Origin of the sequence: Pseudomonas sp. IzPS59 (assembly GCF_014863505.1) — a bacterium.
Taxonomy (GTDB): Bacteria; Pseudomonadota; Gammaproteobacteria; order Pseudomonadales; family Pseudomonadaceae; genus Aquipseudomonas; species Aquipseudomonas kribbensis.
This window is the reverse complement of sequence record NZ_CP062251.1, coordinates 5274192-5299027: the sequence shown is the minus strand read 5'-3', so window position 1 is coordinate 5299027 and position 24836 is coordinate 5274192. Positions and strand designations below refer to the sequence as shown.

The 24836-nt window shown below is 61.5% G+C and carries 27 protein-coding genes; 11 read left to right on the top strand and 16 right to left on the bottom strand.

The window, feature by feature from the left end; translation table 11 throughout:
• Positions 1–2: 2 nt before the first annotated feature.
• Positions 3–1727, bottom strand: coding sequence for a tetratricopeptide repeat protein (locus IF189_RS23705; RefSeq protein WP_134828087.1), 1725 nt, complete (start codon positions 1725–1727; stop codon positions 3–5).
• A 182-nt stretch (positions 1728–1909) separates the two neighbouring features.
• Between IF189_RS23705 and hemA the strand changes: the two genes are divergently transcribed.
• The 6 genes from hemA to IF189_RS23675 all read left to right on the top strand — a co-directional run bounded on the left by hemA (position 1910) and on the right by IF189_RS23675 (position 7268).
• The gene (hemA, locus tag IF189_RS23700; RefSeq protein ID WP_085700892.1) at positions 1910–3196 is read left to right on the top strand and encodes a glutamyl-tRNA reductase; all 1287 of its coding nucleotides are present in this window, start codon (positions 1910–1912) and stop codon (positions 3194–3196) included.
• Positions 3193–4275 (top strand): peptide chain release factor 1, encoded by a 1083-nt coding sequence (prfA, locus tag IF189_RS23695; protein ID WP_114885501.1) that lies wholly within the window; start codon positions 3193–3195, stop codon positions 4273–4275. The genes hemA and prfA overlap by 4 nt, the downstream gene beginning before the upstream one ends.
• Positions 4276–5106, top strand: a complete 831-nt coding sequence (gene prmC / locus IF189_RS23690) for a peptide chain release factor N(5)-glutamine methyltransferase (protein WP_134828086.1) — start codon at positions 4276–4278, stop codon at positions 5104–5106. It abuts the gene before it with no gap.
• Positions 5100–5855: a molybdopterin-synthase adenylyltransferase MoeB gene (locus IF189_RS23685; protein ID WP_085733619.1), complete on the top strand. Its 756-nt coding sequence runs from the start codon at positions 5100–5102 to the stop codon at positions 5853–5855. The genes prmC and IF189_RS23685 overlap by 7 nt, the downstream gene beginning before the upstream one ends.
• Entirely contained in the window at positions 5848–6639 is a 792-nt protein-coding gene (gene murI, locus IF189_RS23680) for a glutamate racemase (RefSeq protein ID WP_134828085.1), read from the top strand. The genes IF189_RS23685 and murI overlap by 8 nt, the downstream gene beginning before the upstream one ends.
• 110 nt (positions 6640–6749) lie before the next feature.
• Positions 6750–7268: an acyloxyacyl hydrolase gene (locus IF189_RS23675; RefSeq protein WP_134828084.1), complete on the top strand. Its 519-nt coding sequence runs from the start codon at positions 6750–6752 to the stop codon at positions 7266–7268.
• Between the two features lie 42 nt (positions 7269–7310).
• On the opposite strand, the gene IF189_RS23670 is transcribed toward IF189_RS23675, so the two are convergent.
• The 12 genes from IF189_RS23670 to IF189_RS23615 all read right to left on the bottom strand — a co-directional run bounded on the left by IF189_RS23670 (position 7311) and on the right by IF189_RS23615 (position 17337).
• The gene (locus tag IF189_RS23670; protein ID WP_134828083.1) at positions 7311–7619 is read right to left on the bottom strand and encodes a YkgJ family cysteine cluster protein; all 309 of its coding nucleotides are present in this window, start codon (positions 7617–7619) and stop codon (positions 7311–7313) included.
• Between the two features lie 52 nt (positions 7620–7671).
• Entirely contained in the window at positions 7672–8163 is a 492-nt protein-coding gene (locus tag IF189_RS23665; protein WP_134828082.1) for a DUF2878 domain-containing protein, read from the bottom strand.
• A complete protein-coding gene (locus IF189_RS23660) occupies positions 8156–9430 on the bottom strand; it encodes an SAM-dependent methyltransferase (RefSeq protein ID WP_134828081.1) in 1275 nt (424 codons plus the stop codon). Before IF189_RS23660 ends, IF189_RS23665 begins: the two co-directional genes overlap by 8 nt.
• Positions 9417–10232 (bottom strand): DUF1365 domain-containing protein, encoded by an 816-nt coding sequence (locus IF189_RS23655; RefSeq protein WP_192552352.1) that lies wholly within the window; start codon positions 10230–10232, stop codon positions 9417–9419. Before IF189_RS23655 ends, IF189_RS23660 begins: the two co-directional genes overlap by 14 nt.
• On the bottom strand, positions 10229–11476 hold the full coding sequence (locus IF189_RS23650; RefSeq protein WP_192552351.1) for an NAD(P)/FAD-dependent oxidoreductase: 1248 nt from the start codon (positions 11474–11476) through the stop codon (positions 10229–10231). Before IF189_RS23650 ends, IF189_RS23655 begins: the two co-directional genes overlap by 4 nt.
• Positions 11473–12255, bottom strand: a complete 783-nt coding sequence (locus IF189_RS23645; RefSeq protein ID WP_134828078.1) for an SDR family NAD(P)-dependent oxidoreductase — start codon at positions 12253–12255, stop codon at positions 11473–11475. Before IF189_RS23645 ends, IF189_RS23650 begins: the two co-directional genes overlap by 4 nt.
• Positions 12252–12674, bottom strand: a complete 423-nt coding sequence (locus IF189_RS23640; protein WP_134828077.1) for a nuclear transport factor 2 family protein — start codon at positions 12672–12674, stop codon at positions 12252–12254. Before IF189_RS23640 ends, IF189_RS23645 begins: the two co-directional genes overlap by 4 nt.
• Positions 12667–14112, bottom strand: a complete 1446-nt coding sequence (gene phrB, locus IF189_RS23635; protein ID WP_192552350.1) for a deoxyribodipyrimidine photo-lyase — start codon at positions 14110–14112, stop codon at positions 12667–12669. The genes IF189_RS23640 and phrB overlap by 8 nt, the downstream gene beginning before the upstream one ends.
• A 20-nt stretch (positions 14113–14132) precedes the next feature.
• Positions 14133–15074, bottom strand: a complete 942-nt coding sequence (locus tag IF189_RS23630) for a MerR family transcriptional regulator (protein ID WP_134828075.1) — start codon at positions 15072–15074, stop codon at positions 14133–14135.
• Positions 15074–16027, bottom strand: coding sequence for a YbgA family protein (locus IF189_RS23625; RefSeq protein WP_134828074.1), 954 nt, complete (start codon positions 16025–16027; stop codon positions 15074–15076). Before IF189_RS23625 ends, IF189_RS23630 begins: the two co-directional genes overlap by 1 nt.
• 111 nt (positions 16028–16138) lie before the next feature.
• The gene (locus IF189_RS23620) at positions 16139–16354 is read right to left on the bottom strand and encodes a TIGR02450 family Trp-rich protein (protein ID WP_134828073.1); all 216 of its coding nucleotides are present in this window, start codon (positions 16352–16354) and stop codon (positions 16139–16141) included.
• Positions 16351–17337 carry an NAD(P)/FAD-dependent oxidoreductase gene (locus tag IF189_RS23615; protein WP_134828072.1) on the bottom strand — a complete coding sequence of 329 codons (987 nt, stop codon included), beginning with the start codon at positions 17335–17337 and terminating at the stop codon, positions 16351–16353. The genes IF189_RS23620 and IF189_RS23615 overlap by 4 nt, the downstream gene beginning before the upstream one ends.
• A gap of 197 nt (positions 17338–17534) precedes the next feature.
• On the opposite strand from IF189_RS23615, the gene IF189_RS23610 reads away from it, so the two are divergent.
• Entirely contained in the window at positions 17535–18437 is a 903-nt protein-coding gene (locus IF189_RS23610; protein ID WP_192552349.1) for a TIGR01777 family oxidoreductase, read from the top strand.
• A 13-nt stretch (positions 18438–18450) separates the two neighbouring features.
• Positions 18451–19473, top strand: a complete 1023-nt coding sequence (hemH, locus tag IF189_RS23605) for a ferrochelatase (RefSeq protein ID WP_134828071.1) — start codon at positions 18451–18453, stop codon at positions 19471–19473.
• Positions 19474–19570: 97 nt separating this feature from the next.
• On the opposite strand, the gene IF189_RS23600 is transcribed toward hemH, so the two are convergent.
• Both IF189_RS23600 and upp read right to left on the bottom strand, forming a co-directional pair.
• Positions 19571–20845, bottom strand: coding sequence for a uracil-xanthine permease family protein (locus IF189_RS23600; protein WP_085709311.1), 1275 nt, complete (start codon positions 20843–20845; stop codon positions 19571–19573).
• A 2-nt stretch (positions 20846–20847) separates the two neighbouring features.
• On the bottom strand, positions 20848–21486 hold the full coding sequence (gene upp, locus IF189_RS23595; protein ID WP_011335903.1) for a uracil phosphoribosyltransferase: 639 nt from the start codon (positions 21484–21486) through the stop codon (positions 20848–20850).
• Between the two features lie 165 nt (positions 21487–21651).
• On the opposite strand from upp, the gene IF189_RS23590 reads away from it, so the two are divergent.
• The 3 genes from IF189_RS23590 to IF189_RS23580 all read left to right on the top strand — a co-directional run bounded on the left by IF189_RS23590 (position 21652) and on the right by IF189_RS23580 (position 23220).
• Positions 21652–22209 (top strand): hypoxanthine-guanine phosphoribosyltransferase, encoded by a 558-nt coding sequence (locus tag IF189_RS23590; protein ID WP_192552348.1) that lies wholly within the window; start codon positions 21652–21654, stop codon positions 22207–22209.
• Between the two features lie 180 nt (positions 22210–22389).
• Positions 22390–22869, top strand: a complete 480-nt coding sequence (locus IF189_RS23585; RefSeq protein ID WP_085709313.1) for a hypothetical protein — start codon at positions 22390–22392, stop codon at positions 22867–22869.
• Positions 22870–22932: 63 nt separating this feature from the next.
• Positions 22933–23220, top strand: coding sequence for a PA4642 family protein (locus IF189_RS23580; RefSeq protein ID WP_007951679.1), 288 nt, complete (start codon positions 22933–22935; stop codon positions 23218–23220).
• Between the two features lie 74 nt (positions 23221–23294).
• Here IF189_RS23580 and mqo read toward each other — a convergent pair whose 3' ends face one another.
• The gene (gene mqo, locus IF189_RS23575) at positions 23295–24803 is read right to left on the bottom strand and encodes a malate dehydrogenase (quinone) (RefSeq protein WP_114885473.1); all 1509 of its coding nucleotides are present in this window, start codon (positions 24801–24803) and stop codon (positions 23295–23297) included.
• Positions 24804–24836 lie beyond the last annotated feature (33 nt).

Sequence of the window (24836 nt, the reverse complement as noted above, 5' to 3'; positions counted from 1 at the left end):
AGTTAAAGAGTCTCGGATCCGGTCAGGCGCTTGATGGTGCTGCGCAGGATGGTGCTGTCGGGCTGGTCCTTGAGGAATTTGCCCCAGATTTGTTTGGCTTCGCGCTGGTTACCCTTGGTCCACAGGACTTCGCCCAGGTGAGCGGCGACTTCGTGATCGGGGAAGCGCTCCAGCGCCTGACGCAGATACTTCTCGGCGTCATCCAGGTTGCCCATGCGGAAATTCACCCAGCCGAGGCTGTCGAGTACCGCCGGGTCTTCCGGATTGATCTGGTGCGCCTGCTCGATCAGCGCCTTGGCTTCGGCGTAGCGGGTTGTGCGGTCGGACAACGTGTAGCCGAGGGCGTTGAGGGCCATGGCATTGTCCGGATCGCGCTTGATGATCAGGCGCAGGTCTTTTTCCATCTGCGCCAGATCATTGCGTTTTTCCGCCTGCATGGCCCGGGTGTAGAGCAGATTCAGATCGTCTGGATACTGTTGCAATGCCTGTTGCAGGGTTTTCCAGGCCTTGTCGCCCTGATTGTTGGCGGACAGGGTCTCGGCTTCGATCAGGTACAACTGGATCGCGTAATCCGGCTGCGCATCACGTTCGGCGGCCAGTTTGCTCTGGGCTTCGGCGGTCTTGCCGTTGTTCATCAGGATGTCGGCCTGACGCAGTTGCGCCGGCAGATAGTCGTTGCCCGGCCCGACCTGGGCGTACTCGATCAGTGCGCCTTGCGGGTCGTTGCGTTCTTCGGCTATGCGCCCCAGGTTCAGATGCGCGGAATCGACATGGCTTTCCCGGGCGATCAGGTCTTCCAGGTAACCCTTGGCCTCGTCCCAGGCCTTGGCTTCCAGGCACACCAGTGCCAGCGAGTAACGCAGTTCGTCGTCTTCCGGGTATTGCTGGACCAGCGTGGAGAACTCGACCTTGGCATCGTCCATCCGGTCCTGTTCCACCAGCATCCGCGCGTAAGTCAGGCGCAGGCGCTTGTCGTCCGGGTACTTCTTGATGTTCTTCTGCAGCAGGGGCAGGGCCTCGTCGCCACGGTTCAGCCCTTGCAGCAGGCGGGCACGCAGCAGGATCGGGGCGATTTCGCCGTCGTCCGGCGGATTGTCTTCGAGCAGGGTCAGCGCACCTTTGGTGTCGCCATCCTGCTGCATCAGCAAGGCCTTGCCGAAAATCAGCTGATTGTTGTGCGGGTGACGCTGCAGCAGACGGTCGAAACTTTTCATCAGGCCATTGCGGGTTTCCTGATCGGTGTCGGCGGCCGACAGCGCGAGGAAGTCGAAATGGGTATCGCCCTTGCCCTGCAGGACTTTCTCCATGTAGACCATCGAGTCGTCATAACGCCCGGCGCGTGCCAGTTGCACGGCGGCGGCGCGTTGCGCTTCGAGGTCGTCAGGTGCGTTTTTCGCCCAGATCAGTGCGGTATCCAGCGCCGGTTGATCCGCGCCCAGGTACTCGGCAATACGGAACGCCCGCTCGGAAACACCCGGGTCCTGGGTGTTGATGGCCTGGGTCACGTAGTTGTCCAGGGCAATGTCGAAACGATTGCGCTGACCAGCGAGTTCGGCGCTCAGCAGGCTGAACACCGTTTCCTGGCTGAACGAGCTGTAAACCTTGGGCTTTTCAGGGGCTGGCGTGGTGTCTTCGACCGATGAGGTGCCATCGTGCGAAACGGGGGCCAAGGCCTGGCAGCCGCTGAGGAAGACAAAAGCAAGGAGCAACGCGGAAGATCTATTCATATAGGAAGAGGACGACTAACCTGCGGTCGGATCATCATGACACAAGCCTTCGGCCAAACATAACCGAGTCTCGATTGTGGCCATTATAGGGGCCGACAATTGGGACAATAGTCAGCGGTAGTTGTTCTGAATCTGACGAAGTAGGACAATTGCCGGCTTCACGTCACCATCAGCGACCTTGAATGGCCTTCCTTGCACTCGGTATCAACCACAAGACTGCTTCAGTAGACGTCCGCGAGCGCGTGGCCTTTACCCCTGAGCAGCTGGTGGAGGCCTTGCAGCAGCTCTGCCGACTCACCGACAGCCGCGAAGCTGCGATCCTTTCCACCTGCAATCGCAGTGAACTGTATATAGAACAGGATCAGCTTTCGGCCGATATCGTGCTGCGCTGGCTGGCCGACTATCACCATTTAAGCCTCGATGAGCTGCGCGCGAGTGCTTATGTGCATGAAGATGATGCGGCAGTTCGTCACATGATGCGCGTCGCCTCCGGGCTCGACTCGCTGGTGCTGGGCGAACCGCAGATCCTCGGCCAGATGAAATCGGCCTACGCCGTGGCCCGCGAGGCCGGCACCATCGGGCCGCTGCTCGGGCGCTTGTTTCAGGCGACGTTCAACGCTGCCAAGCAAGTGCGCACCGACACCGCCATTGGCGAGAACCCGGTGTCCGTGGCGTTTGCCGCGGTCAGCCTGGCCAAACAGATTTTCAGTGACCTGCAACGCAGCCAGGCCCTGCTGATCGGCGCCGGCGAGACCATCACCCTGGTCGCCCGCCATCTGCATGATCTGGGGGTCAAGCGTATCGTGGTGGCCAACCGCACGCTGGAGCGCGCCAGCCTGCTGGCGGAACAGTTCGGCGCCCACGCGGTATTGCTGTCGGACATTCCGGCGGAACTGGTGCGCAGCGACATCGTCATCAGCTCCACCGCCAGTCAGTTGCCGATCCTCGGCAAGGGTGCCGTTGAAAGCGCCCTGAAGCTGCGCAAGCACAAACCGATCTTCATGGTCGACATCGCCGTTCCACGGGATATCGAACCGGAAGTCGGCGAACTCGACGACGTTTACCTCTATAGCGTCGACGATCTGCACGAAGTGGTCGCCGAAAACCTCAAGAGCCGTCAGGGCGCAGCGCAAGCCGCCGAAGAGATGGTCTCGGTCGGCGCCGACGATTTCATGGTGCGCCTGCGCGAGCTGGCGGCGGTCGACGTGCTCAAGGCCTATCGTCAACAGAGCGAACGCCTGCGCGACGAAGAACTTCAAAAGGCCCTGCGTCTGCTGGCCAACGGCGGCAACGCCGAGGACGTGCTGGGCCAGCTGGCCCGTGGCCTGACCAATAAACTCCTGCACGCCCCGAGCGTTCAGTTGAAAAAGCTTTCTGCCGAAGGCCGCCTCGATGCGCTGGCCATGGCCCAGGAACTCTTTGCCCTCGAGGGCTCACCGGATAGCTTTTCGGATAAAAAACCGCAATGAAAGCGTCACTGCTCAATAAGCTGGATATCCTCCAGGACCGTTTCGAGGAACTGACGGCGCTGCTCGGCGACGCCGAAGTCATTTCCGACCAGACCAAATTCCGCGCCTATTCCAAGGAATACGCCGAAGTCGAGCCGGTCGTCGAAGCCTATAAACAGCTGCTCAAGGCCCAGGCCGATCTGGAAGGCGCCCAGGCGCTGCTCAAGGACGGCGACCCGGACATGCGCGAAATGGCCGTGGAAGAAGTGCGCGAAACCAAAGAGCAACTCATCGAGCTGGAAGCCACCTTGCAGCGCATGCTGCTGCCCAAGGATCCCAACGACGGGCGCAACGTGTTCCTCGAAATCCGCGCCGGCACCGGTGGCGACGAGGCGGCGATCTTCTCCGGCGACCTGTTTCGCATGTACTCGCGTTATGCCGAAAAACGTGGCTGGCGCGTGGAAATCCTTTCGGAAAACGAAGGCGAACACGGCGGCTATAAAGAAGTCATCGCCCGGGTCGAAGGCGACAATGTGTACGGCAAGCTGAAATTCGAGTCCGGCGCGCACCGCGTACAACGCGTGCCGGCCACCGAATCCCAGGGCCGCATCCACACCTCGGCCTGCACCGTGGCCGTGTTGCCGGAGCCCGACGAGCAGGAAGCGATCGAGATCAACCCGGCGGACTTGCGCGTCGACACCTACCGTTCCTCCGGGGCCGGTGGTCAGCACGTCAACAAGACCGACTCGGCCATCCGTATCACCCACTTGCCGACGGGCATCGTGGTCGAGTGCCAGGAAGAACGTTCCCAGCACAAGAACCGTGCACGGGCGATGGCCTGGCTGTCGGCCAAGCTCAACGATCAGCAGACCACCGCAGCGGCCAACGCCATCGCCAGCGAGCGTAAATTGCTGGTGGGTTCCGGCGACCGCTCCGAGCGTATCCGCACTTACAACTTTGCCCAGGGACGGGTCACCGACCACCGCGTCAACCTCACCCTGTACTCCCTCGACGAAATCCTCGCCGGTGGCGTCGAAGCGGTGATCGAGCCGTTGCTGGCCGAATACCAGGCCGACCAACTGGCAGCGATAGGTGAATAAATGACCATCATCGCCAGCCTGTTGCGCGCCGCCGAACTGCCGGACTCGCCCACCGCACGCCTGGACGCCGAGTTGCTCCTCGCTGCGGCGCTGGGCAAGTCCCGCAGTTTTCTCCACACCTGGCCCGAGCGCATCGTGCCGAGCGAAGCCGTGCTGGTCTTCACCGAATACCTGCAACGCCGCCGCAGCGGCGAGCCGGTGGCCTACATTCTCGGCCAGCAGGGTTTCTGGAAGCTGGATCTGGAAGTCGCGCCGCATACGTTGATTCCGCGCCCGGACACCGAACTGCTGGTGGAAGCCGCACTGGAATTGCTGCCGGCGACCCCGGCCAGGGTTCTCGACCTCGGCACCGGCAGCGGGGCGATTGCCCTGGCCCTGGCCAGCGAGCGTCCGGCGTGGAGCGTCACCGCTGTGGATCGCGTACTGGAAGCCGTGGCCCTGGCCGAGCGCAACCGTCAGCGCTTGCACCTGAACAACGCCACGGTGCTCAGCAGTCACTGGTTCAGTGCCCTCGAAGGCAAGCGATTCCAGCTGATCATCAGCAACCCGCCATACATCCGCGCCGCCGATCCGCATCTGGTGCAAGGCGATGTGCGTTTCGAGCCGGAAAGCGCCTTGGTGGCCGGCATCGACGGGCTCGACGATCTGCGTCTGATCATCGCCCAGGCGCCGGCGCATCTGGAGGCCGGTGGCTGGCTGATGCTCGAACACGGCTATGATCAAGCCGAAGCCGTACGCGATCTGTTGCTGACGCAAGGTTTCGAAGAAGTCCACAGCCGCACCGATCTGGGCGGCCATCAACGGATCAGCCTGGGGCGCCTGCCGTGCTGAATGATCAGGAATTGTTGCGCTACAGTCGGCAGATCCTCCTGCAACACATCGACATCGATGGCCAGTTGAAGCTCAAGGACAGCCGCGTGCTGATCGTCGGCCTCGGCGGTCTCGGCGCGCCGGTGGCCTTGTATCTGGCGGCGGCGGGCGTCGGCGAGTTGCATCTGGCGGATTTCGACACGGTCGACCTGACCAACCTGCAGCGCCAGATCATCCACGACACCGACAGCGTCGGCATGACCAAGGTCGACTCGGCGCTCAAGCGCCTGAGCGCGATCAATCCTGAAATCAAACTGGTGCCCCATCGTCAGGCACTGGACGAGGATTCTCTCGCCGCCGCCGTGGCAGCGGTGGATCTGGTGCTCGACTGCTCGGACAACTTCTCCACCCGCGAAGCGGTCAACGCCGCGTGTGTGGCGGCGCGCAAACCGCTGGTCAGCGGCGCGGCGATCCGTCTCGAAGGACAGCTGTCGGTATTCGACCCGCGTCGCGCCGAGAGCCCCTGCTACCACTGCCTGTACGGTCACGGCAGCGAAGCCGAACTGACTTGCAGCGAAGCCGGCGTGGTCGGGCCGCTGGTGGGGCTGGTCGGCAGCCTGCAAGCGCTGGAAGCCTTGAAGCTGCTGGCGGGTTTCGGCGAGCCACTGGTGGGGCGCCTGCTGTTGATCGATGCACTGGGCTCGCGATTCCGTGAGCTGCGGGTCAAGCGTGATCCGGGATGCAGCGTCTGTGGTTCGCACCATGCGTGAAGCGCCGATCGCCGTATTCGATTCCGGCGTCGGTGGCCTGTCGGTGCTGGCGGAAATCCAGCAGCTGCTGCCCAATGAATCGCTGCTGTACCTCGGCGATTGCGGGCACATTCCTTATGGCGAGAAATCCCCGGAGTTCATCCGTCAGCGTTGCAGCGTGATGGCCGGTTTTTTCCGCGAGCAGGGCGCCAAGGCGCTGGTGATCGCCTGCAACACTGCGACCGTGGCCGGCGTTGCCGATCTGCGGCGTGATTTTCCCGACTGGCCGATTGTCGGCATGGAGCCGGCGGTCAAGCCGGCAGCAGCGGCGACACGCAGCGGCGTGGTCGGCGTCCTCGCCACCACCGGCACCTTGCAGAGCGCGAAGTTCGCGGCTTTGCTCGACCGTTTTGCCACCGATATCCGGGTCATCACCCAGCCATGCCCGGGGCTGGTGGAGCTGATCGAAAGCGGCGACCTGCACAGCGCCGAATTGCGCGAGCTGCTTCACCGCTATGTCGAACCGCTGTTGGGCGCGGGTTGTGACACGATCATTCTCGGCTGCACCCACTATCCGTTCCTCAAGCCGCTGCTCAAGACGATGCTCCCCGACGACATCAGCCTGATCGACACCGGCGCCGCCGTGGCCCGGCAACTTCAGCGCCTGCTGGCCGAGCGCGATCTGCTCGCTGCCGGCCCGAATCGCCACGCCAGATTCTGGACCAGCGCCGATCCCCAGTCCTTGAAAAACATCCTGCCACTGCTGGGACAAACGCCCGGCGATGTGCAAAGCTTCGCGATGTAAAAAAGTTGTGTCATAACTGAAAAATCAGCTGAACTTCTGTTCAAGCGCCGATTTCTATAAGCGTCAAGCACACTAAAAACCATACGACCGTTAGGAAAAGGATGTTTCAAGTGAAGCGACTATTCTGCTTGGCCGCGATTGCGGCCGCACTGATGGGGCAAAGTTTTACTGCACAGGCCGCTGGCGTGGAATTCGGGGTTGGAGCCACCAGCGATTCAACGATGACTTATCGCCTGGGAATGAATTTCGACTGGGACAAGAGCTGGCTGCAAAGCGATGTCGGTCGTCTGACCGGTTACTGGAGCGGCGCCTATACCTATTGGGAAGGTGACAAGGGCTCCAGTAACAACAGCCTGTCGTTCTCGCCGGTGTTCGTTTACGAGTTTTCCGGCGAGTCGATCAAGCCCTATGTCGAGGCCGGTATCGGCGCGGCGGTGTTCTCCAACACCGACTACGAAGGCAACAAGATCGGCCAGGCCTTCCAGTTCGAAGACCGCATCGGTTTCGGTCTGCGCTTCCATGGCGGGCACGAGGTGGGGATCCGTGCGACTCACTATTCCAACGCCGGCATGTCGAGCAACAACGACGGGGTAGAAAGCTACTCGCTGCACTACACGATGCCGTTGTAACACCCATGAAAAAAGGAGCGCCAAGCGCTCCTTTTTTTGTATTCAGCGATACGCCGTGGCAATCCCCAGGCGTTCCTCGATGCATTCCGGCGCGCCCATCTCGAATTCGCGGCAGATCAGCGGGCGTTTTTCGTAGATCGTGCACATCATCGTGTCGCGATCCAGCGCCGCACACCAGCCGTCATCCAGACGCAACATGACTTCCCCACCCCACTCATCGGTATCGATATAACGCTCGGGTACGCCAGTGTCGGTGATCAGCATGACTTCGAGCTGACAGCAGCAGGCCGCGCAGGTCGAGCAGGTGACGGCGGGTTCGTCGTCGATTGGCTGCAGGGGAATGGTTTTCATGGCCGCAGTGTACGGCAGTGACCTGCGCGCGTGTGAAAGCCCTGACGGACGATTACTGCACCAGGCGCCGCGACAAGAGGTGCAACAACGGAAACAGCAACGCCCACAACAGACCGATGCCGATCAAAGTCGGTAACTCGCCGTAGGGAAACTGCACCCCGGCCAGTCGTCCACCGGCGCAATACGACAACGCGCCACCGACAGCCCCGAGCACACTCGCCAGCCACCATGGCCGGGCGCTCCATTGCAGGCAATGGCGCAATGTCGTGGCCAGCAGTGCCCACAACAGCATCAGCCACAGCGGAATCAGCGGCGACAGGTCCTTGAATTCAAACACGCCAAGACCGCGCAGGCCGCTGTCCACGGCGGTGCCCAGAATCACCACGCCGAGAATCAGTCGGCCCTCCGCCGCCCAGTTGCTGATCCAGCGCAGATGAATTACCAATGCCGCCAGCGCCACCAGCAGCCACAGGCTGTTGCCGCCGAGCACGCAGGCCAGCCAGCCGATCTGGAACAGAACCGCGTTGGCGATCCGCTCAAGCATCGAAGCGTCCGAGCAGCGGTGCCGGCATCGCCGCCGGTTTGGCCAGCAGTAATTGTGCGGTGCCGATGGTACGTTCGAGGAAGCCGCCCTCGCAGTAGCACAGATAGAACTCCCACAGGCGCAGGAAATAATCGTCGTAGCCCAATTCGCTCAGGCGACCGTGGGCGTGGCGAAAATTCTCGTGCCACAGGCGCAGGGTCCGGGCGTAGTGCAGGCCGAAGTCTTCCATGTGCAGCAGGTTCATGTCGGTGTCACGGCTGACGATTTCGAGCATCTTCTGCACACAGGGCAGGGCGCCGCCGGGGAAAATGTAGCGCTGGATGAAGTCCACGCCGCGTTTTGCCTGCTCGTAGCGCTGGTCCCGGATGGTGATCGCTTGCAGCAGCATCAGGCCGTTGCTCTTGAGCAGGTGCGCGCATTGCTTGAAGTAGGTCGGCAGGAAGCGATGGCCGACCGCCTCGATCATCTCGATCGACACCAGTTTGTCGTACTGGCCGGTGAGGTCGCGGTAGTCCTTGAGCAACAGCGTCACCCGGTCCTGCAGGCCGAGGCTTTCGATGCGCCGGGCGGTGAACGCGTATTGCTCTTTGGACAGGGTGGTCGTGGTGACTTTGCAGCCATAGTGCTGCGCGGCATACAGCGCCATGCTGCCCCACCCGGTGCCGATTTCCAGCAAGTGATCGCCAGGCTCGAGTGCGAGCTTCTGGCAGATCCGCTCCAGTTTGTTCAGTTGTGCCTGTTCCAGGCTGTCGTCGGGGCTGAGGAACTGCGCCGCCGAATACATCATGGTCGGGTCGAGAAACTGCTCGAACAGATCGTTGCCGAGGTCGTAGTGGGCGGCGATGTTTTTCTGCGAGCCCTTGCGTGTGTTGCGGTTGAGCCAGTGCAGACCGCGTACCAGTGGCCGGCCGATTGTGGCCAGTCCACCCTCCATGCCGTCGAGCACTTCGAGGTTGCTGACGAAGACGCGCACCACGGCGGTCAGGTCCGGTGAACTCCAGTAGCCGTGGATGAAGGCCTCGCCAGCGCCGATCGAGCCGTTGCCCGCGACCATGCCCCAGGCCGCTGCATCGAGGACATGAATCTCGCCCAGCAACGCACTGCCCGGTGTGCCGAAGACCTGGCGTTCGCCGTCCTCGATCACTACCAGTTGCCCGTGCTTGAGCTGTGCGAGCTGACGCAGGACACCGCGACGCAGCAGCGAGCCGGTGATGCCGTGGGTACTGAACGGGATGGCGGCTCTGGCCGAAACGCTAGAGGATTTCATGGCGGTGCTCCTCGGGAGATGCAGTGGCGGTTCGAAAGCTGTCGTCGGCCGTCCGATGGGGAAACAGCGGGGTGCGCTTGAGCAGCAATCGCAGGGCCTGCCAATAGATCGCGAGGGCGGTCTTGGCGGTCATCCATGGAAAACGCCACAGATGCCGGTGCAGGTTTCGTCGATCAAGCGGTTGGCGCTTGAGGTTGAGCGTGGCGTCGAACAGTTTGCGTTCGCCCTGCCAGTCGGCCATGTGCACGCCGAGAGTTTGCGCGGCGGGGCTGAAGCTCATGCGGTATTCCAGGTCCGGCGGCAGGAACGGCGACACGTGAAACGCCTTGGCCACGGCGAAGTGCTGATGGAAGTCGCGCACGTTGGTCGGTGCCCGCGCCGGCAGCACATAGTGATAGCGCTCGCGCCACGGCGTGTTGCTGACTTCGCAGAGAATTGCCGCCAGTTGCCCGTCGGCTTCGTGGCAATAAAAGAAACTCACCGGGTTGAATGCCAGGCCCCAACTTCGCGGCTGGGTCAGCAGGCAGATCGAGCCCTGCGGCTCGTGACCGAGGGCCGCGCCGACTTGAAGACGCACAGCATCGATCAGTCGCACACCGCGACCGGTGAAGGTCTTGAGGTAGTCGGTCTCGCGAAACGAGAACAGGGCAAAGCGGCTCGCCCCGGACAGTGGCGACAGGTTCAGCACGGCGTCCTGTTCGGCCAGGTCGAGATAGAGCAGTCCGATCCGGTAGCGGAACTCATGCCGACGCGGGGCGAAGCGCCGATGGGCGATCCAGCCACTGTAGAGCGCGCTGTTCACAGGCTTTCCCCGAACGCGGCGGCGACGCGTAAAGCGCTGACCACGCCGTCTTCATGAAAACCGTTGGCCCAGTAGGCGCCGCAATAATGGGTGTGCTGCGCTCCATCGAGTTCGGCCCAGCGCTGTTGTGCCGCCACCGCTGCGAGGCTGAATTGCGGGTGGGCGTAGGTGAAGCGGGCAAGCACTTTGGACGGGCTGATGCCGGCGCTCTGGTTGAGGCTGACGCAGAACGTGGTATTGCTCTGGATGCCTTGCAGGATGTTCATGTCGTAGGTCACGGCCGCCTGGGTATGTCCCGCACCGCCGAGGCGATAGTTCCAGCTGGCCCAGGCCCGTTTGCGCATCGGCAGCAGACGGGTGTCGGTGTGCAACACCACTTCGTTGTCGGCGTAGGGCAGGGCACCGAGAATCTCCCGTTCGGCGCGGCTCGGATTGGCCAGCAGTCGCAATGCCTGATCGCTGTGGCAGGCCAGCACGACTTTGTCGAAGTGTTCGATACCGACGGGGCTGTGGATAACCACGCCGTGTTCGTTGCGTTCGATCCGGTTTACCGGACAGTTCACGCGGATCCGCTCTTTGAATGGCGCGGTCAATGATGCGAGGTAGGCACTGGAGCCACCCTCGATCACTCGCCATTGCGGGCGATTGCTGACCGACAACAAACCGTGGTTCTCGAAAAACCGCACAAAGAACTGCAGCGGAAAATTCAGCATCTCGGCCATCGGCATCGACCAGATCGCCGCGCCCATCGGCACGATGTAATGCAGGATGAAACGCTCGCCGTAGCCGCCGGCCTTGAGGTAGTCGTCCAGTGTGGTGTCGCTGGCGATCCGCTGTTCGGCGAGGTCGCGCCTGGCTTCCTTGTTGAAACGCAGGATGTCGCGCAGCATGCCCCAGAACCCCGGCGACAACAGATTGCTGCGCTGAGCGAAGAGGCTGTTGAGATTGTTGCCGTTGTATTCCAGGCCGGTATCGGGGTCGGTCACCGAAAAACTCATTTCGGTGGCGTTGCTGCTCACACCCAATTGGCCGAGCAGGCGAATGAAGTTCGGGTACGTCCAGTCGTTGAACACGATGAACCCGGTGTCGACTGCGTAATCACGCCCGTCCACCGTCACTGTCACCGTGTGCGTATGGCCGCCGACCCAATCGCCGGCCTCGAACACCGTGACGTCATGTCGGCGATCGAGCAGGTAGGCGCAGGTCAGCCCCGCGATCCCGCTGCCGACGATGGCGATGTTCACGTCGGATCCCGCAAGGGTGGTGTGCTGCGCACCATGCGCTTGCCGATCGCCAGTTGTACTTGCGCGGGCATTTTCGACAGCGGCCAGAGCGCCGCCATGAACAGTGCCGGAAAGGCAATCTCCAGTGGCCGGTCCTTGAGCCTGCCGAAAATGTGGCTCGCCGCTTTTTCCGCAGGCCAGCTCAATGGCATCGGGAAGTCGTTTTTGGCGGTCAGTGGCGTTTCGACAAAGCCCGGGCTGATGATGGTGACTTCAATGCCTTCGTCCGCCAGATCGATGCGCAATGACTCGAACAGATAACGCAGTCCGGCCTTCGACGCACCGTACGCTTCGGCCCGGGGCAGCGGCACGTAGGTGACGGAACTGGCCATGCCCACCAGATGCGGCGCGGTTCCTTTGCGCAGCAGGGGCAGGGCGGCTTCGATGCAATAGCTGCTGGCAAGCAGATTGGTGCGCACTACGTGTTCGACGATCGTAGCGTCGAACTGTTTTGCATCCACGTATTCGCAGGTGCCGGCGTTTAGGATCACGCTGTCCAGCGACCCCCACTCCAGCGCGATCTGTTCACCGATTTCCCGTACGGTCTGGCTATTGGTGAGGTCCCCGGCCACGACCAGTACCTGGCCCGGGTAGCGTTGCGACAGCTCTTTGAGCGGTTCGACCTGGCGGGAACTGACCGCCAGGTGCGCACCGCTTTTCAGAATTTCTTCAGCCATTGCTGCACCGATGCCACTGCTGGCACCGGTCAGCCAATAACGGCGTGGCGTTGAGCGGCTCATCCCAGTCTCCTTTTCAGCCAGGCGATTACCCGGCCCAATATGGGTAAATGTTCGTAAAGCAGCGCCCCGGCATCGAAGTAATCCCGGTGGCGATAAACCTTGTCACGCCAGAGCAGGTGCGAACAGCCCGTGACCCGAATTAACCGCCCGCCAGCCAGACGCGGGTGGCGGTAGCTCATGACCCAGCGCAGGTAGCCTTCGCAGTCGCCGATCTGGTCGAAGCCGTGGAAGTCGAACCGCAGCTCGGTTACGTTCGCATACAGCTCACTGAAATAGTTGCGCAATTGCGTCAGCCCCTGCACCTCGTGCAGTGGGTCGGTGAAATGAATGTCCTCGCTGTAGAGCGCGTCCAGGCCGTGCAGGTTGTCCTTGTTCAACTGCGCGAACTGTCGGGCGAAACGGCGCAGGAATTCACTCATGGCCTTCTCCGACAGACGTACGGGAGGGCAGATTCTTGAACGCGGTCAGTGCCCGCTCCCGCGAGGTGCTCAGGTTGACGATCGGCGGCGGATAGTCCGCCACGCCGAACAGTCCGCCAGCGCTTGCAGGGTTGTGCACTTCTTTCTTGTTCAGCGCGGCCAGTTCAGGCAGCCAGTGCTTGATGAACAGGCCTTCGCTGTCGAATTTTTCCGACTGGCTGATCGGATTGAAGATCCGGAAATACGGCGCCGCATCGGTGCCGGTCGACGCGCTCCACTGCCAGCCGCCGTTGTTCGCGGCCAGATCGCCGTCGATCAGGTGGCGCATGAAAAAACGCTCGCCTTCACGCCAGTCGATCAGCAGGTTCTTGGTCAGGAACATCGCTACCACCATGCGCAGGCGGTTGTGCATCCAGCCGGTTTCGAGCAATTGGCGCATGGCTGCGTCGATGATCGGCAGGCCGGTGCGTGCTTCCTGCCAGGCCGCGAGTTCCTGCGGCGCATCGCGCCAGGCCAGGGCTTCGGTTTCCGGGCGGAACGCGCGATGGCGGGAGACCCGTGGGTAGCCGACCAGAATGTGTTTGTAGAACTCGCGCCACAACAGTTCGTTGATCCAGGTAACCGCGCCGACCTTGCCGCTTTCGAATTCGCCCTGATTGCTTTGCAGCGCGGCATGCAGGCATTGGCGCGGCGAGATCACCCCGGCGGCGAGATAGGCCGAGAGCTGGCTGGTGCCGGGTTTGGCCGGGAAGTCGCGCTCGCTTTTGTAGTAGTCGATCTGCACGTCGGCGAAGGTGTCGAGACGGCGCCGGGCTTCGGCTTCGCCGGCGGGCCACAGGTTGCGCAACGCTTGGCCGGGTGTCGGGAAACCCTCGATGGAATCGGGTACCGGATCGCTGGCAATGTTCAGTGGGGCCTGTGCGGACGGCGCCATTATCAAGGACGGCATCGAACGATGCAGGCGTTCATAGCAGACCTTGCGGAACTGACTGAACACCTGAAAGTAGGTGCCGGTCTTGGTCAGCACGCTGCCGGGTTTGAACAGCAACTGATCGAGATAGCTGTGAAATGCGATCCCTTCGGCCTGCAATGCCCGGGCAACGGCCGCATCGCGGCGGCTTTCGTGGACGCCGTATTCCTCATTGACGTGAACGACCTCGATCTTTAGTTGCCGGCAGAGCTCAAGCAGCACTGCTGGCGCCTTATCCCAGAGCGGGGCGTGGCGGATCAGCAGCGGGATGTTCAACTTGCCGAGGGTCTTGCTCAGTTCCCGCAGGTTGCGCAGCCAGAAATCGACCTTGCACGGGGCGTCGTCGTGTTCCTGCCATTGTTCGGGGCTCAACAGGTACACGGCCACGGTCGGGCCACGCTCGGCGGCGGCCGTCAGGGCGGTGTTGTCATGTTGGCGCAGGTCGCTGCGCAGCCAGATCAATTGCATGGTGTTCTCTGCACGAATCATTAAATCAACCCACGCTGAAGGAGTGCCCGATGTGCCGACAAGGGATCTTCGGCCAGGTACAGATCAGCGATCTCGGAAGTTCTTACGGACAACTCGGCGTGGTGGATGCACACCGTTGGTCCGGCAATCATTTTCGGGCAACTGATGCCGTTCAATAGTTTCGGCAACTGCGCCAGGTTCATGGCTTTGCTGGAATACAGCAGCACGCCCCGGGCTTGCAGATGATCGACTGCCAGTGCCAGCTCCCCGGCCGGCAACGGCCAGTCGAATACCTGCACCGGACAATCGGCGCTGCTGATCAGCCAGGCGCAGAGCCACAGGTGTGGCTCCAGCAGTAAATCCGATTGGTTGACCAGCAGCAGCGGCGCTGTGCGCAACTGACGGTTGTTATGGTAGATGCGTGCGCCGAATTTGCTACGCAACCAGGCGTGAAAGAACACCCGTTCCATCTGCGCGCCGAACTGGCCTTGCCAGCGTTGCTCGAGGTCCGCCAGCAACGGCATCAGCAATTGCTCACACAGGGTTCGCGGCGGGTAGAGCGCCATGGCCTGGTTGACGCTGTCGTCGAGACTGCGCTCGTTCAATTGCGTGACCGCCAGCAGCGCGGCCTGGTGCAAGGGCTGCCATTCGTTTTCCAGCGGCTCGTTGACGGTTTGCGGTGTGTCGAGCAGCGGTTTGACCTGGCTGACCGCCACGCCACGGTTGAGCCAGGTGAGGATGTGCTGGATACGCTGTACATGCTCGGCCGAATACAGGCGATGCCCCTTGGGCGTGCGTTGCGGCACGATCAGCCCGTAACGGCGCTCCCAGGCACGCAGGGTGATCGCATTGACGCCGGTCTGGCGCGCCACCTCGCGAATTGGCAGCCAGCCTTCGTCGAGGGCTTTCTTGAAGTCGGCGCCGAGGTCTTCGCGGGCGCTGGTGTCGGGTGAGTCGTTCATCAAATGGCGTTTCGCAGGCTGAGGTTTTCCGGGTGCGGTTGCAGGTAAACCTGTTGCGCGATGTATGGATCGGGGTGTTGGCGAAAGTGATGCTTGAGCAGTGTCAGCGGCACCACCAGCGGCACGATGCCGTGGCGGTACTGGCCGATGACGTGCTGCATTTCCTGTTTGTCTTCGGCGCTGATGGCCTGTTTCAGGTAACCGCTGATGTGCTGCAACACGTTGCTGTGGGTGCGGCGTGTGGCGCAGGTGGTCAGCGCCACCATCAACTGGCTGAAGTAGCGCGGGCCGAGTTCTACGGGATCGGTCTGGCCCATGTTGCCCAGCAGATTGCCCAGCGCCTTGTATTGCACCGGGTTGTGGGCCATCAGCAGGTATTTGTAGCGCGAGTGGAAGTCGGTGAGGGCACGGCGGCTCAGGCCTTGCCGGAGCACTTGCTGCCAGTCGCTGTAGGCGAATACCCGGGTGATGAAATTTTCCCGCAGGACCGGATCGTTCAGGCGCCCGGCTTCTTCCACCGGCAGGTCGGGGTGCCGGGCGCAGAAGGCCTGGGCATAGATCCCGCGACCGCTGCCGATCGGTGCACCGTTGGCGTGATAGACCTTGACCCGTTCCAGCCCGCAGGACGGCGATTGCTGCATGAAGATGTAGCCGCAGATGTCGTCGAGCTCGGTGGCCATTTTCTCGCCATAGGCGGACAGTGCATCGGTGACGTCGGTCTCGCGGTGAACTGTCCCGAGAGCCTGGGGATGATCCGGATCGCCCACCAGCCGGATCGGCTCACGAGGAATGCCCAGGCCAATCGCGACTTCCGGACACACCGGGACAAATTCGAAATATTCAGTGAGTGTATGGGTGCACAGCCGTGATGCCTTGTGTCCGCCGTTGTAGCGCACTTCGGCTCCCATCAGGCAGGCGCTGATGGCGATCTTGGGTGGGGACGGTTCAGACATGACGGCACCTCGAATCTGAATTTGTACAGAATGTTTATTCTGTACAACATTCTTTCAGCATAGATTCAAAGGTGTACAAGTCAAATTATTTGTACAAGATTTTGGCGAAGACTAGCGCCAGCCCATTTTCCAGTGTGCATCGTCTTGCAAAACATGCCAGTCCAGTTGCGTGGTACGCCTGGTCAGCACTGCCTGCATTTCGATCTCCAGCACAGTGCCGTTCTCGTCGCGGAACAGTTCGGTCACCAGAAAATGCTTTTCACGGTTTTGCGGCAGGGCTGCTGTCCATTTCGACAGCAGCAGTTTTTGCGGATTGATGCGGTTCACTGCAGGTGTTCGTGCAGGCGGCGTGCAGCTTCCTGGCCGCTGAGCCACGCGCCTTCGACCCGGCCTGACAGGCACCAGTCGCCGCACGCATACAGCCCCAGGTCTGCGTCCGCCAGCGTGCCCCACTCATGGCTGGTGGCCGGGCGGGCGTAGAGCCAGCGGTGGGCGAGGCTGAAAGTCGGTGCGGGCATGGCGCTATGCAGCAACTCGGCAAAGGCGCCGTGCAACTGTTCGATCACGGCTTCCTTGGAGAGGTCGATGTGCTGCCGGCTCCAGGCGCTGGTGGCGTGCAGGACCCAGGTGTCGAGGGTGTTGTCGCGCCCGGGTTTACTGCGGTTGCGAGCCAGCCAGTCGAGAGGACTGTCCTGTACGAAGCAGCCTTCGATGGGGGTATCCAGCGGCGTGTCGAAGGCGAGGGCGACGGCCCAGGTCGGGTCCATCTTCACACCGGCAGCGGCCCCGGCCAGTTTTGGCGCAGCGGCCAGCAATGCGGTGGCCTGAGGCGCCGGGGTGGCGATCACCACATGGCTGAAAGGGCCGTGAGTGAAGCCTTCGGCGTCTTGCAGATGCCAGTGCTCTTCACCGCGATAGACCTCGGTGATCCGGCAGGCGAAATGCACTTCCAGGCCGTCGAGCAAACCACGGGTGATGGCGCTCATGCGAGGTGAGCCGACCCAGCGGGTCTGCTCGTCCGGTGACAGGTTCAGTTGTCCGCCATGAAAGGTGTAGAGCTGCGGCGTCCACTCGGCGACCCAGCCCTGACTTTGCCAGCGCTGGACTTCGGTGACGAAGCGTCGGTCGCGGGCCGTGAAATATTGCGCACCCATGTCCAGCGAGCCGGCGTCACTGCGCTTGCTCGACATGCGCCCGCCGCTACCGCGGCTTTTATCGAACAACTGGACGGTGTGCCCGGCCTCGGTCAGGGCCTGGGCGGCGGAGAGTCCGGCGATGCCGGTGCCAATGATTGCGATAGGTACAGTCATAGGGGCCTCGTTTACCTTTCTGTACAGACTACGCCGTGGATGAAACCTGTACAATTTTGTTTTCTGGTATAACTTCCAGCGTTTTCGTTCTGACAGCTTGGCCTATTGTTAAACAATAGAGCCTGTCCGATAGAAAAGATCCCTGCTTATAAAAATAGACTAGTGATCGAAGTAAAACGCCACGCGAGGAAGATGTCATGCACATATTGCTGACCGGCGGTACTGGATTGATCGGACGTCAGCTCTGCCGGCACTGGTCGGGTCAGGGCCACCGGTTGACCGTGTGGAGCCGTCGTGCGGAAAAGGTCGCAAAAATCTGCGGCGCTCAAGTGCGTGGCATCGCGCGTCTGGAGGACCTTGGCGATGAACCGGTCGATGTGATCGTCAACCTTGCCGGCGCGCCGATTGCCGACCGGCCGTGGACCCATCGGCGCAAGGCGTTGCTGTGGAACAGCCGGATCACGCTCACCGAATCGTTGCTGGCGTGGCTGGAAAACCGCGGGCAAAAACCGTCACTGCTGATCTCGGGCTCGGCCGTGGGCTGGTACGGAGACGGCGGCGAACGTGAGTTGACCGAAGAGTCGCCACCGGTGGTCGACGATTTCGCCAGCCAGTTGTGCATTGCCTGGGAAGAAACCGCGCAGCGTGCCGAAGCGATGGACATCCGCGTAGTGCTGGTGCGGACCGGGCTGGTGCTGTCGGCCGAGGGCGGTTTTTTGTCGCGCCTGTTGCTGCCGTTCAAACTCGGGCTGGGCGGGCCTTTGGGCAATGGTCGACAGTGGATGTCGTGGATTCATATCGACGATCAAATCGCCCTGATTGATTTTCTTCTGCACCGCGATCAGGCGAGTGGTCCTTATAATGCGTGCGCGCCGAAGCCGGTGCGCAATCGCGAATTCGCCAGGACGCTGGGCAGCGTGCTGCATCGCCCGGCGTTCATGCCGATGCCGGCCCTGGCCCTGAAGGTCGGGCTCGGCGAGATGTCATTGCTGTTGCTGGGTGGTCAACGGGCCACGCCGGCACGCTTGCTGGAAGCCGGATTCAATTTCCGGTTCACGGATTTACGCGCGGCCCTGGACGATTTGTCCAGCCGCCTCTGAAATAGGACGTTGCATGACCGATCACGCCTTGCTTCTGGTCAACCTGGGTTCGCCGGCCTCCACTTCGGTGGCCGACGTGCGCAGCTACCTCAATCAATTTCTGATGGACCCGTACGTGATCGACCTGCCGTGGCCGGTGCGGCGTCTGCTGGTGTCGCTGATCCTGATCAAGCGTCCCGAGCAGTCGGCCCACGCCTACGCCTCGATCTGGTGGGATGAAGGCTCGCCGCTGGTGGTGCTCAGCCGTCGCCTGCAACAGCAGATGAAGGCCCAGTGGACCCACGGCCCGGTGGAACTGGCCATGCGTTACGGCGAGCCGTCCATTGAGACAGGCCTGCTGAAGCTGGTGGCGGCGGGACACAAACGCATCACCCTCGCACCGCTTTATCCACAGTTTGCCGACAGCACCACGACCACGGTGATCGAAGAAGCCAAGCGGGTGGTGCGCGAGAAGAAACTCGATGTGCAATTGTCGGTGTTGCAGCCGTTCTACGATCAACCGGAATACCTCGATGCCCTGGTGGCGAGTGCCCGGCCGCACTTGCAGCAGGATTACGATCACCTGTTGCTGAGCTTCCACGGTTTGCCGGAGCGGCATCTGACCAAGCTCAATCCGGGCCATCGCTTCGATGGTCACGGCGATTGCTGCGCCGGTGCACCGCCGGAAGTCGTTGCGACCTGCTATCGCGGCCAGTGCCTGCGCACGGCAGCCGAGTTCGCCAAGCGCATGGGCATCCCGGATGGCAAATGGTCGGTGTCGTTCCAGTCGCGACTGGGCAAGGCGAAATGGATCGAGCCGTACACCGAAGCGCGGCTGGATGAGTTGGCCAAAAGCGGCGTGAAGAAGATTCTGGTGATGTGCCCGGCGTTTGTTGCCGATTGCATCGAGACCCTGGAAGAGATCGGCGATCGCGGCAAGGAACAGTTCCGCGAGGCGGGAGGGGAGGAGTTGGTGCTGGTGCCGTGCCTGAACGATGACCCGCAATGGGCCAAGGCATTGGCGACGTTGTGTGAGCGGGCGCCGTTGGCCCTCTAAAAGCATCGCCAGCAGGCTGGCTCCCACAGGAAGATGCATTCCAATGTGGGAGCCAGCCTGCTGGCGATAGCGGTCTTTCAGGCGATGAAGCTACAGCTTAGATCAGCGGCTCATCCGCCTTCTTGTGTTTCCAGCTGTCGTTGCCCGGCAGGATCAGGTTCAGCGCAATCGCCACCACCGCGCACAGCGCGATGCCTTTGAGGCCGAAGTCGTCGGGGCCTGTGCCGGTGCCGACCAGCACACCGCCGATCCCGAACACCAGGGTCACCGAAACGATCACCAGGTTGCGCGCCTCGCCCAGATCGATCTTGTGGCGGATCAGAGTGTTCATCCCCACCGCTGCGATCGAACCGAACAACAGGCACAGAATCCCGCCCATCACCGGCACCGGAATGCTTTGCAGCAGGGCGCCGAACTTGCCGATGAACGCCAGGGCGATGGCGAAGATCGCCGCCCAGGTCATGATTTTCGGGTTGTAGTTCTTGGTCAGCATCACCGCGCCAGTCACTTCGGCGTAGGTGGTGTTGGGCGGACCGCCGAACAGACCGGCTGCCGTGGTAGCGATACCGTCACCCAGCAGGGTGCGATGCAGGCCCGGCTTCTTCAGGTAGTCGCGACCGGTCACGCTGCCGACTGCAATCACGCCGCCGATGTGTTCGATGGCCGGGGCCAGGGCCACCGGGACGATGAACAGGATTGCCTGCCAGTTGAACTCCGGCGCGGTGAAGTGAGGCAGTGCAAACCACGGGGCTGCCGCAATCTTCGCGGTGTCGACGACACCGAAATAGAACGACATGGCGAAACCCACCAGCACGCCGGAGATGATCGGCACCAGACGGAAGATGCCTTTGCCGAAAACTGCCACGATCAACGTGGTCAGCAGCGCCGGCATCGAGATCATCATCGCGGTCTGATAGTGGATCAGCTCCGAGCCGTCACCGGCCTTGCCCATCGCCATGTTCGCGGCAATCGGTGCCATGGCCAGGCCAATGGAGATGATCACCGGACCGATCACCACCGGTGGCAGCAGACGGTCGATGAACCCGGTGCCTTTGATCTTCACGGCCAGGCCGAGGAAGGTGTAGACGAAACCGGCCGCCATCACGCCGCCCATGGTCGCGGCAAGGCCGAACTGGCCCTTGGCGAGGATGATCGGAGTGATGAAGGCAAAGCTCGACGCGAGGAACACCGGCACCTGACGCCCGGTGACGATCTGGAACAGAATCGTCCCAAGACCTGCGGTGAACAGTGCCACGTTCGGGTCAAGGCCCGTGATCAGCGGCATCAGCACCAGGGCGCCGAAAGCCACGAACAGCATCTGCGCGCCGGACAGCACCGTGCGCCAGAGCGGATCGTTGAACTCATCCTGCATGGTCAAGCGTCCTTCTGCTTGGTGCCGAAGATCTTGTCACCGGCATCGCCAAGCCCAGGAATGATGTAACCGTGCTCGTTGAGTTTCTGATCGATGGACGCGGTGTAGATGATCACGTCCGGGTGAGCCTGCTCGACGGCGGCAATGCCTTCCGGCGCGGCAACCAGCACCATCGCGCGGATGTCCTTGCAGCCGGCCTTCTTCAGCAGGTCGATGGTCGCAACCATGGAGCTGCCGGTGGCGAGCATCGGGTCGATGATCATGGCCAGGCGTTCGTCGATTTCCGGAACCAGTTTTTCCAGATAAGTGTGGGCCTGCAGGGTTTCTTCGTTACGGGCAACGCCGACGGCGCTGACTTTCGCGCCCGGGATCAGGCTCAGCACGCCTTCGAGCATGCCGATGCCGGCACGCAGGATCGGCACGACGGTAATCTTTTTGCCGGCGATTTTCTCCACCGACACAGTGCCGCACCAACCTTCGATATCGTAGGTTTCCAGCGGCAGGTCTTTGGTAGCTTCATAGGTCAACAGGGCACCGACTTCCTGAGCGAGCTCGCGGAAATTCTTGGTGCTGATGTCTGCACGGCGCATAAGGCCAAGTTTGTGACGGATCAGCGGATGGCGGATCTCTTGGATGGACATGGGGAAAGGCTCCGGCGGCGGGCAAAAAAACCGGCCTAGATTAATCTATCCGAGGGTGATGTCCTATAGGACATACAGTACGTTAGTCCACAAATGCTTGATTCGGCCGTGCGGGATGCGTACCTTTGCCCGCTTTTCCGAAACAGACCCCCCTTGGAGAGCGCCATGTCCGCTGATCTCGAGCATATCCGTCAAGTCATGCGAGAGGCTGACTGCCTGTACACCGAAGCTGAAGTCGAGGCTGCCATTGCCCGCGTCGGTGCACAAATCAACGAACAACTGGCCGAGAGCAACCCGGTGGTGTTCTGTGTGATGAACGGCGGGCTGATTTTCTCCGGCAAACTGCTGACCCATCTGCAGTTCCCGCTGGAAGCGTCCTACCTGCACGCCACCCGCTATCGCAACGAAACCAGCGGCGGCGACCTGTTCTGGAAAGCCAAGCCGGAAGTCTCGTTCATCGACCGTGACGTGCTGATCATCGACGACATCCTCGACGAAGGTCACACCCTGGGCGCAATCATCGACTTCTGCAAACACGCCGGTGCCCGTGCCGTGCACACCGCCGTGCTGATCGACAAGGACCACGACCGCAAGGCCCGTCCTGACCTGAAAGCCGATTTCGTCGGCCTGCCATGCGTTGACCGTTACATCTTCGGTTACGGCATGGACTACAAAGGCTACTGGCGCAACGCCAACGGGATCTTCGCCGTCAAAGGCATGTAATTCCGGGTAACCCCGATCCCTGTGGGAGCGGGCTTGCCCGCGATGGCGGACTGTCTGACACATTGATGTCGGATATGCCGACGCTATCGCGGCAAGCCACGCTCCTACAGTTGTTTGGGCATGCTGATCCATCCGCGATACCCATGCTAGAGTGCTCGGCCCCGCCCTCCGGAGCCTGTCATGAGCCTCTTGATCCGCAGCTGCGCCGCCCTGTTGCTGACCCTCAGCCTGCCCTTGGCCGCCGCCCCGATGCACAGCCAATTCCTGCCGCCCGACGACCTCACCCTGCGCGATGCCGAACCCGAGCAGCAGCAACTGTTGCAGGTCACCGACTATTCGGTGGTGGTCGGCGCCCAGCGTCAGTCCAACCAGCAGCCGATACCGGTCACTTCGCCATTGATGATCCGCCTCAAGGGCAAGTCCCTGAACAAGGGTGCGACGATCAATCAGGTGCTGGTCAGCTTCGATGGCGAAAGCAAAAGCCTGAAAAAACCGGTATACGACGACCAGCGCAAGACCCTGACCCTGTTTTATCCGCTGGCCCAGTACCGGGTGATCATCGATCTGCTGCGCAACGACACCGTGTATGTGCAATTCCTCAGCTACGCCAACGGCCACATCTGGGCCGATCTGCACACCGGCAGCACGCGTGCGCGTTGAGCCTCGTGCCCGGGCGGGGGTAAACTGCCCGCCCCGTGAAATGTCTGCGAGCTGGAGTCGGCAATGCGTAAAGATAAGAAGCAAGTGATTGGTGACGAGATCGGCGATGAGCAGATCAAGCTGTTCCTCGATTTTGAGCCGGTCGACGCCACTTCGCCGTCGCTGCACAAACTGGTCAAGGCGTACCGTGGCCTGCGCATCGACGATTTCGAGCGTTTCCTGACGTTCTTCGTTGCAGCCGGTTATGACGTAGACGGCAAGGACGAGCATGGCAAGACCTTCGTCGACCAGATCCGCGATCAACGCAACGCCCCGGAATACATCGAGCTGATCGAGAAAGCGCGCGGCTGATAGCCGAAGTTTTCCACAGGCATAAAAAAACGCCCCGCACTCACTGAGTACGGGGCGTTTTTCATGGAGCCGGATCAGGCGTAGCTTTCGGTCTCGTTACTGGCTTCAACCAGTTCCAGCGCGACGTTGTTGTGCGCGTTGATCTTGCGATACAGCGCAGCGTCGGTTTCCAGGACCTTTTCACGGGCCGGGAAGATTTCCGCCAGTTTGGCAGCCCACTCACCCTTGGCCTTGGCCGGGAAGCACTTCTCGATCAGTTCCAGCATGATCGAAACAGTTACCGAAGCACCTGGCGAAGCGCCGAGCAGGGCGGCGAGGGAGCCGTCCTTCGCGGCCACCAGTTCGGTACCGAACTGCAGGATGCCGCCTTTTTTCGGGTCTTTCTTGATGATCTGCACCCGTTGGCCGGCCACTTCCAGGCGCCAGTCTTCGGCTTTCGCCTCCGGGTAGAAACGACGCAGGGATTCCAGACGCTGTTCCATCGACTGCATCACTTCGCTGACCAGGTACTTGGTCAGGTCCATGTTGTTTTTCGCCACGGCCAGCATCGGGCCGATGTTGCCGGCGCGAACCGACAGCGGCAGGTCCATGAAGGAGCCGTGCTTGAGGAACTTGGTGGTGAAACCGGCGTATGGCCCGAACAGCAGGGACTTCTTGCCGTCGACCACGCGGGTGTCCAGGTGCGGCACGGACATCGGTGGCGAACCCACCGCAGCCTGGCTGTAGACCTTGGCCTGGTGATGCTTGACCACTTCCGGGTTGTCGCAACGCAGCCACTGGCCGCTGATCGGGAAGCCGCCGAAGCCTTTGCTTTCTTCGATGCCCGAGGCTTGCAGCAGCGGCAGGGCCGCGCCACCGGCGCCAAGGAACACGAATTTTGCGTCGACTTCACGGCTGCTGCCGCTGTTGACGTCCTTGATGCTGACGGTCCAGCCATTGGCGTTACGCTTGAGGCCGGTCACGCGCTTGCAGTATTTGACCTGGGCATCCGGGGCGCTGGTCAGGTGCTTGAGCAACTGGTTGGTCAGCGCGCCGAAGTTGACGTCGGTGCCGTTCATCACGCGGGTGGCGGCGAGCACCTGGTCTTTCGGGCGGCCCGGCATCATCAATGGCATCCACTCGGCCATCTTCGCCTTGTCTTCGGTGTATTCCATGTCGGCGAAGGCGTGATGCTTGTGCAGCGTGTTGAAGCGTTCCTTGAGGAACGAAACGCCTTTTTCACCCTCGACGTAGCTCAGGTGCGGCACCGGGCTGATGAAGGACTTGCACGAGCCGAAGGTGCCTTTTTTGGTCAGGTACGACCAGAACTGCTTCGACACCTCGAACTGGGTGTTGATGTGTACGGCTTTCTTGATGTCGACGGTGCCGTCGGCATTCTGCGGCGTGTAGTTCAGCTCGCAGAGGCCGGCGTGGCCGGTACCGGCGTTGTTCCACGGGTTGGAACTTTCCGCGGCACCGGAATCCATCAGTTCGACGACTTCCAGCTTGATCGCCGGGTCGAGTTCCTTGAGCAGCACTGCAAGGGTGGCACTCATGATGCCGGCCCCAACCAGAACTACGTCGACTGCTTCGTTATGCGCCATTTAACGCGTCTCCAAAATCTGCAGCACCAAATT

What these genes read in the sequence shown, in the direction of transcription:
- murI (WP_134828085.1), top strand. Translation starts at nt 5,848, where the DNA reads ATGCGTGAAGCGCCGATCGCCGTATTCGATTCCGGCGTCGGTGGCCTG.
- IF189_RS23590 (WP_192552348.1), top strand. Translation starts at nt 21,652, where the DNA reads ATGTCCGCTGATCTCGAGCATATCCGTCAAGTCATGCGAGAGGCTGAC.
- upp (WP_011335903.1), bottom strand. Translation starts at nt 21,486, where the DNA reads ATGTCCATCCAAGAGATCCGCCATCCGCTGATCCGTCACAAACTTGGC.
- IF189_RS23645 (WP_134828078.1), bottom strand. Translation starts at nt 12,255, where the DNA reads ATGAGCCGCTCAACGCCACGCCGTTATTGGCTGACCGGTGCCAGCAGT.
- IF189_RS23600 (WP_085709311.1), bottom strand. Translation starts at nt 20,845, where the DNA reads ATGCAGGATGAGTTCAACGATCCGCTCTGGCGCACGGTGCTGTCCGGC.
- IF189_RS23640 (WP_134828077.1), bottom strand. Translation starts at nt 12,674, where the DNA reads ATGAGTGAATTCCTGCGCCGTTTCGCCCGACAGTTCGCGCAGTTGAAC.
- IF189_RS23615 (WP_134828072.1), bottom strand. Translation starts at nt 17,337, where the DNA reads ATGACTGTACCTATCGCAATCATTGGCACCGGCATCGCCGGACTCTCC.
- phrB (WP_192552350.1), bottom strand. Translation starts at nt 14,112, where the DNA reads ATGCAATTGATCTGGCTGCGCAGCGACCTGCGCCAACATGACAACACC.
- IF189_RS23665 (WP_134828082.1), bottom strand. Translation starts at nt 8,163, where the DNA reads ATGCTTGAGCGGATCGCCAACGCGGTTCTGTTCCAGATCGGCTGGCTG.
- prfA (WP_114885501.1), top strand. Translation starts at nt 3,193, where the DNA reads ATGAAAGCGTCACTGCTCAATAAGCTGGATATCCTCCAGGACCGTTTC.
- prmC (WP_134828086.1), top strand. Translation starts at nt 4,276, where the DNA reads ATGACCATCATCGCCAGCCTGTTGCGCGCCGCCGAACTGCCGGACTCG.
- IF189_RS23610 (WP_192552349.1), top strand. Translation starts at nt 17,535, where the DNA reads ATGCACATATTGCTGACCGGCGGTACTGGATTGATCGGACGTCAGCTC.
- IF189_RS23670 (WP_134828083.1), bottom strand. Translation starts at nt 7,619, where the DNA reads ATGAAAACCATTCCCCTGCAGCCAATCGACGACGAACCCGCCGTCACC.
- IF189_RS23660 (WP_134828081.1), bottom strand. Translation starts at nt 9,430, where the DNA reads ATGAAATCCTCTAGCGTTTCGGCCAGAGCCGCCATCCCGTTCAGTACC.
- IF189_RS23580 (WP_007951679.1), top strand. Translation starts at nt 22,933, where the DNA reads ATGCGTAAAGATAAGAAGCAAGTGATTGGTGACGAGATCGGCGATGAG.
- IF189_RS23585 (WP_085709313.1), top strand. Translation starts at nt 22,390, where the DNA reads ATGAGCCTCTTGATCCGCAGCTGCGCCGCCCTGTTGCTGACCCTCAGC.
- mqo (WP_114885473.1), bottom strand. Translation starts at nt 24,803, where the DNA reads ATGGCGCATAACGAAGCAGTCGACGTAGTTCTGGTTGGGGCCGGCATC.
- IF189_RS23630 (WP_134828075.1), bottom strand. Translation starts at nt 15,074, where the DNA reads ATGAACGACTCACCCGACACCAGCGCCCGCGAAGACCTCGGCGCCGAC.
- IF189_RS23705 (WP_134828087.1), bottom strand. Translation starts at nt 1,727, where the DNA reads ATGAATAGATCTTCCGCGTTGCTCCTTGCTTTTGTCTTCCTCAGCGGC.
- IF189_RS23625 (WP_134828074.1), bottom strand. Translation starts at nt 16,027, where the DNA reads ATGTCTGAACCGTCCCCACCCAAGATCGCCATCAGCGCCTGCCTGATG.
- hemA (WP_085700892.1), top strand. Translation starts at nt 1,910, where the DNA reads ATGGCCTTCCTTGCACTCGGTATCAACCACAAGACTGCTTCAGTAGAC.
- hemH (WP_134828071.1), top strand. Translation starts at nt 18,451, where the DNA reads ATGACCGATCACGCCTTGCTTCTGGTCAACCTGGGTTCGCCGGCCTCC.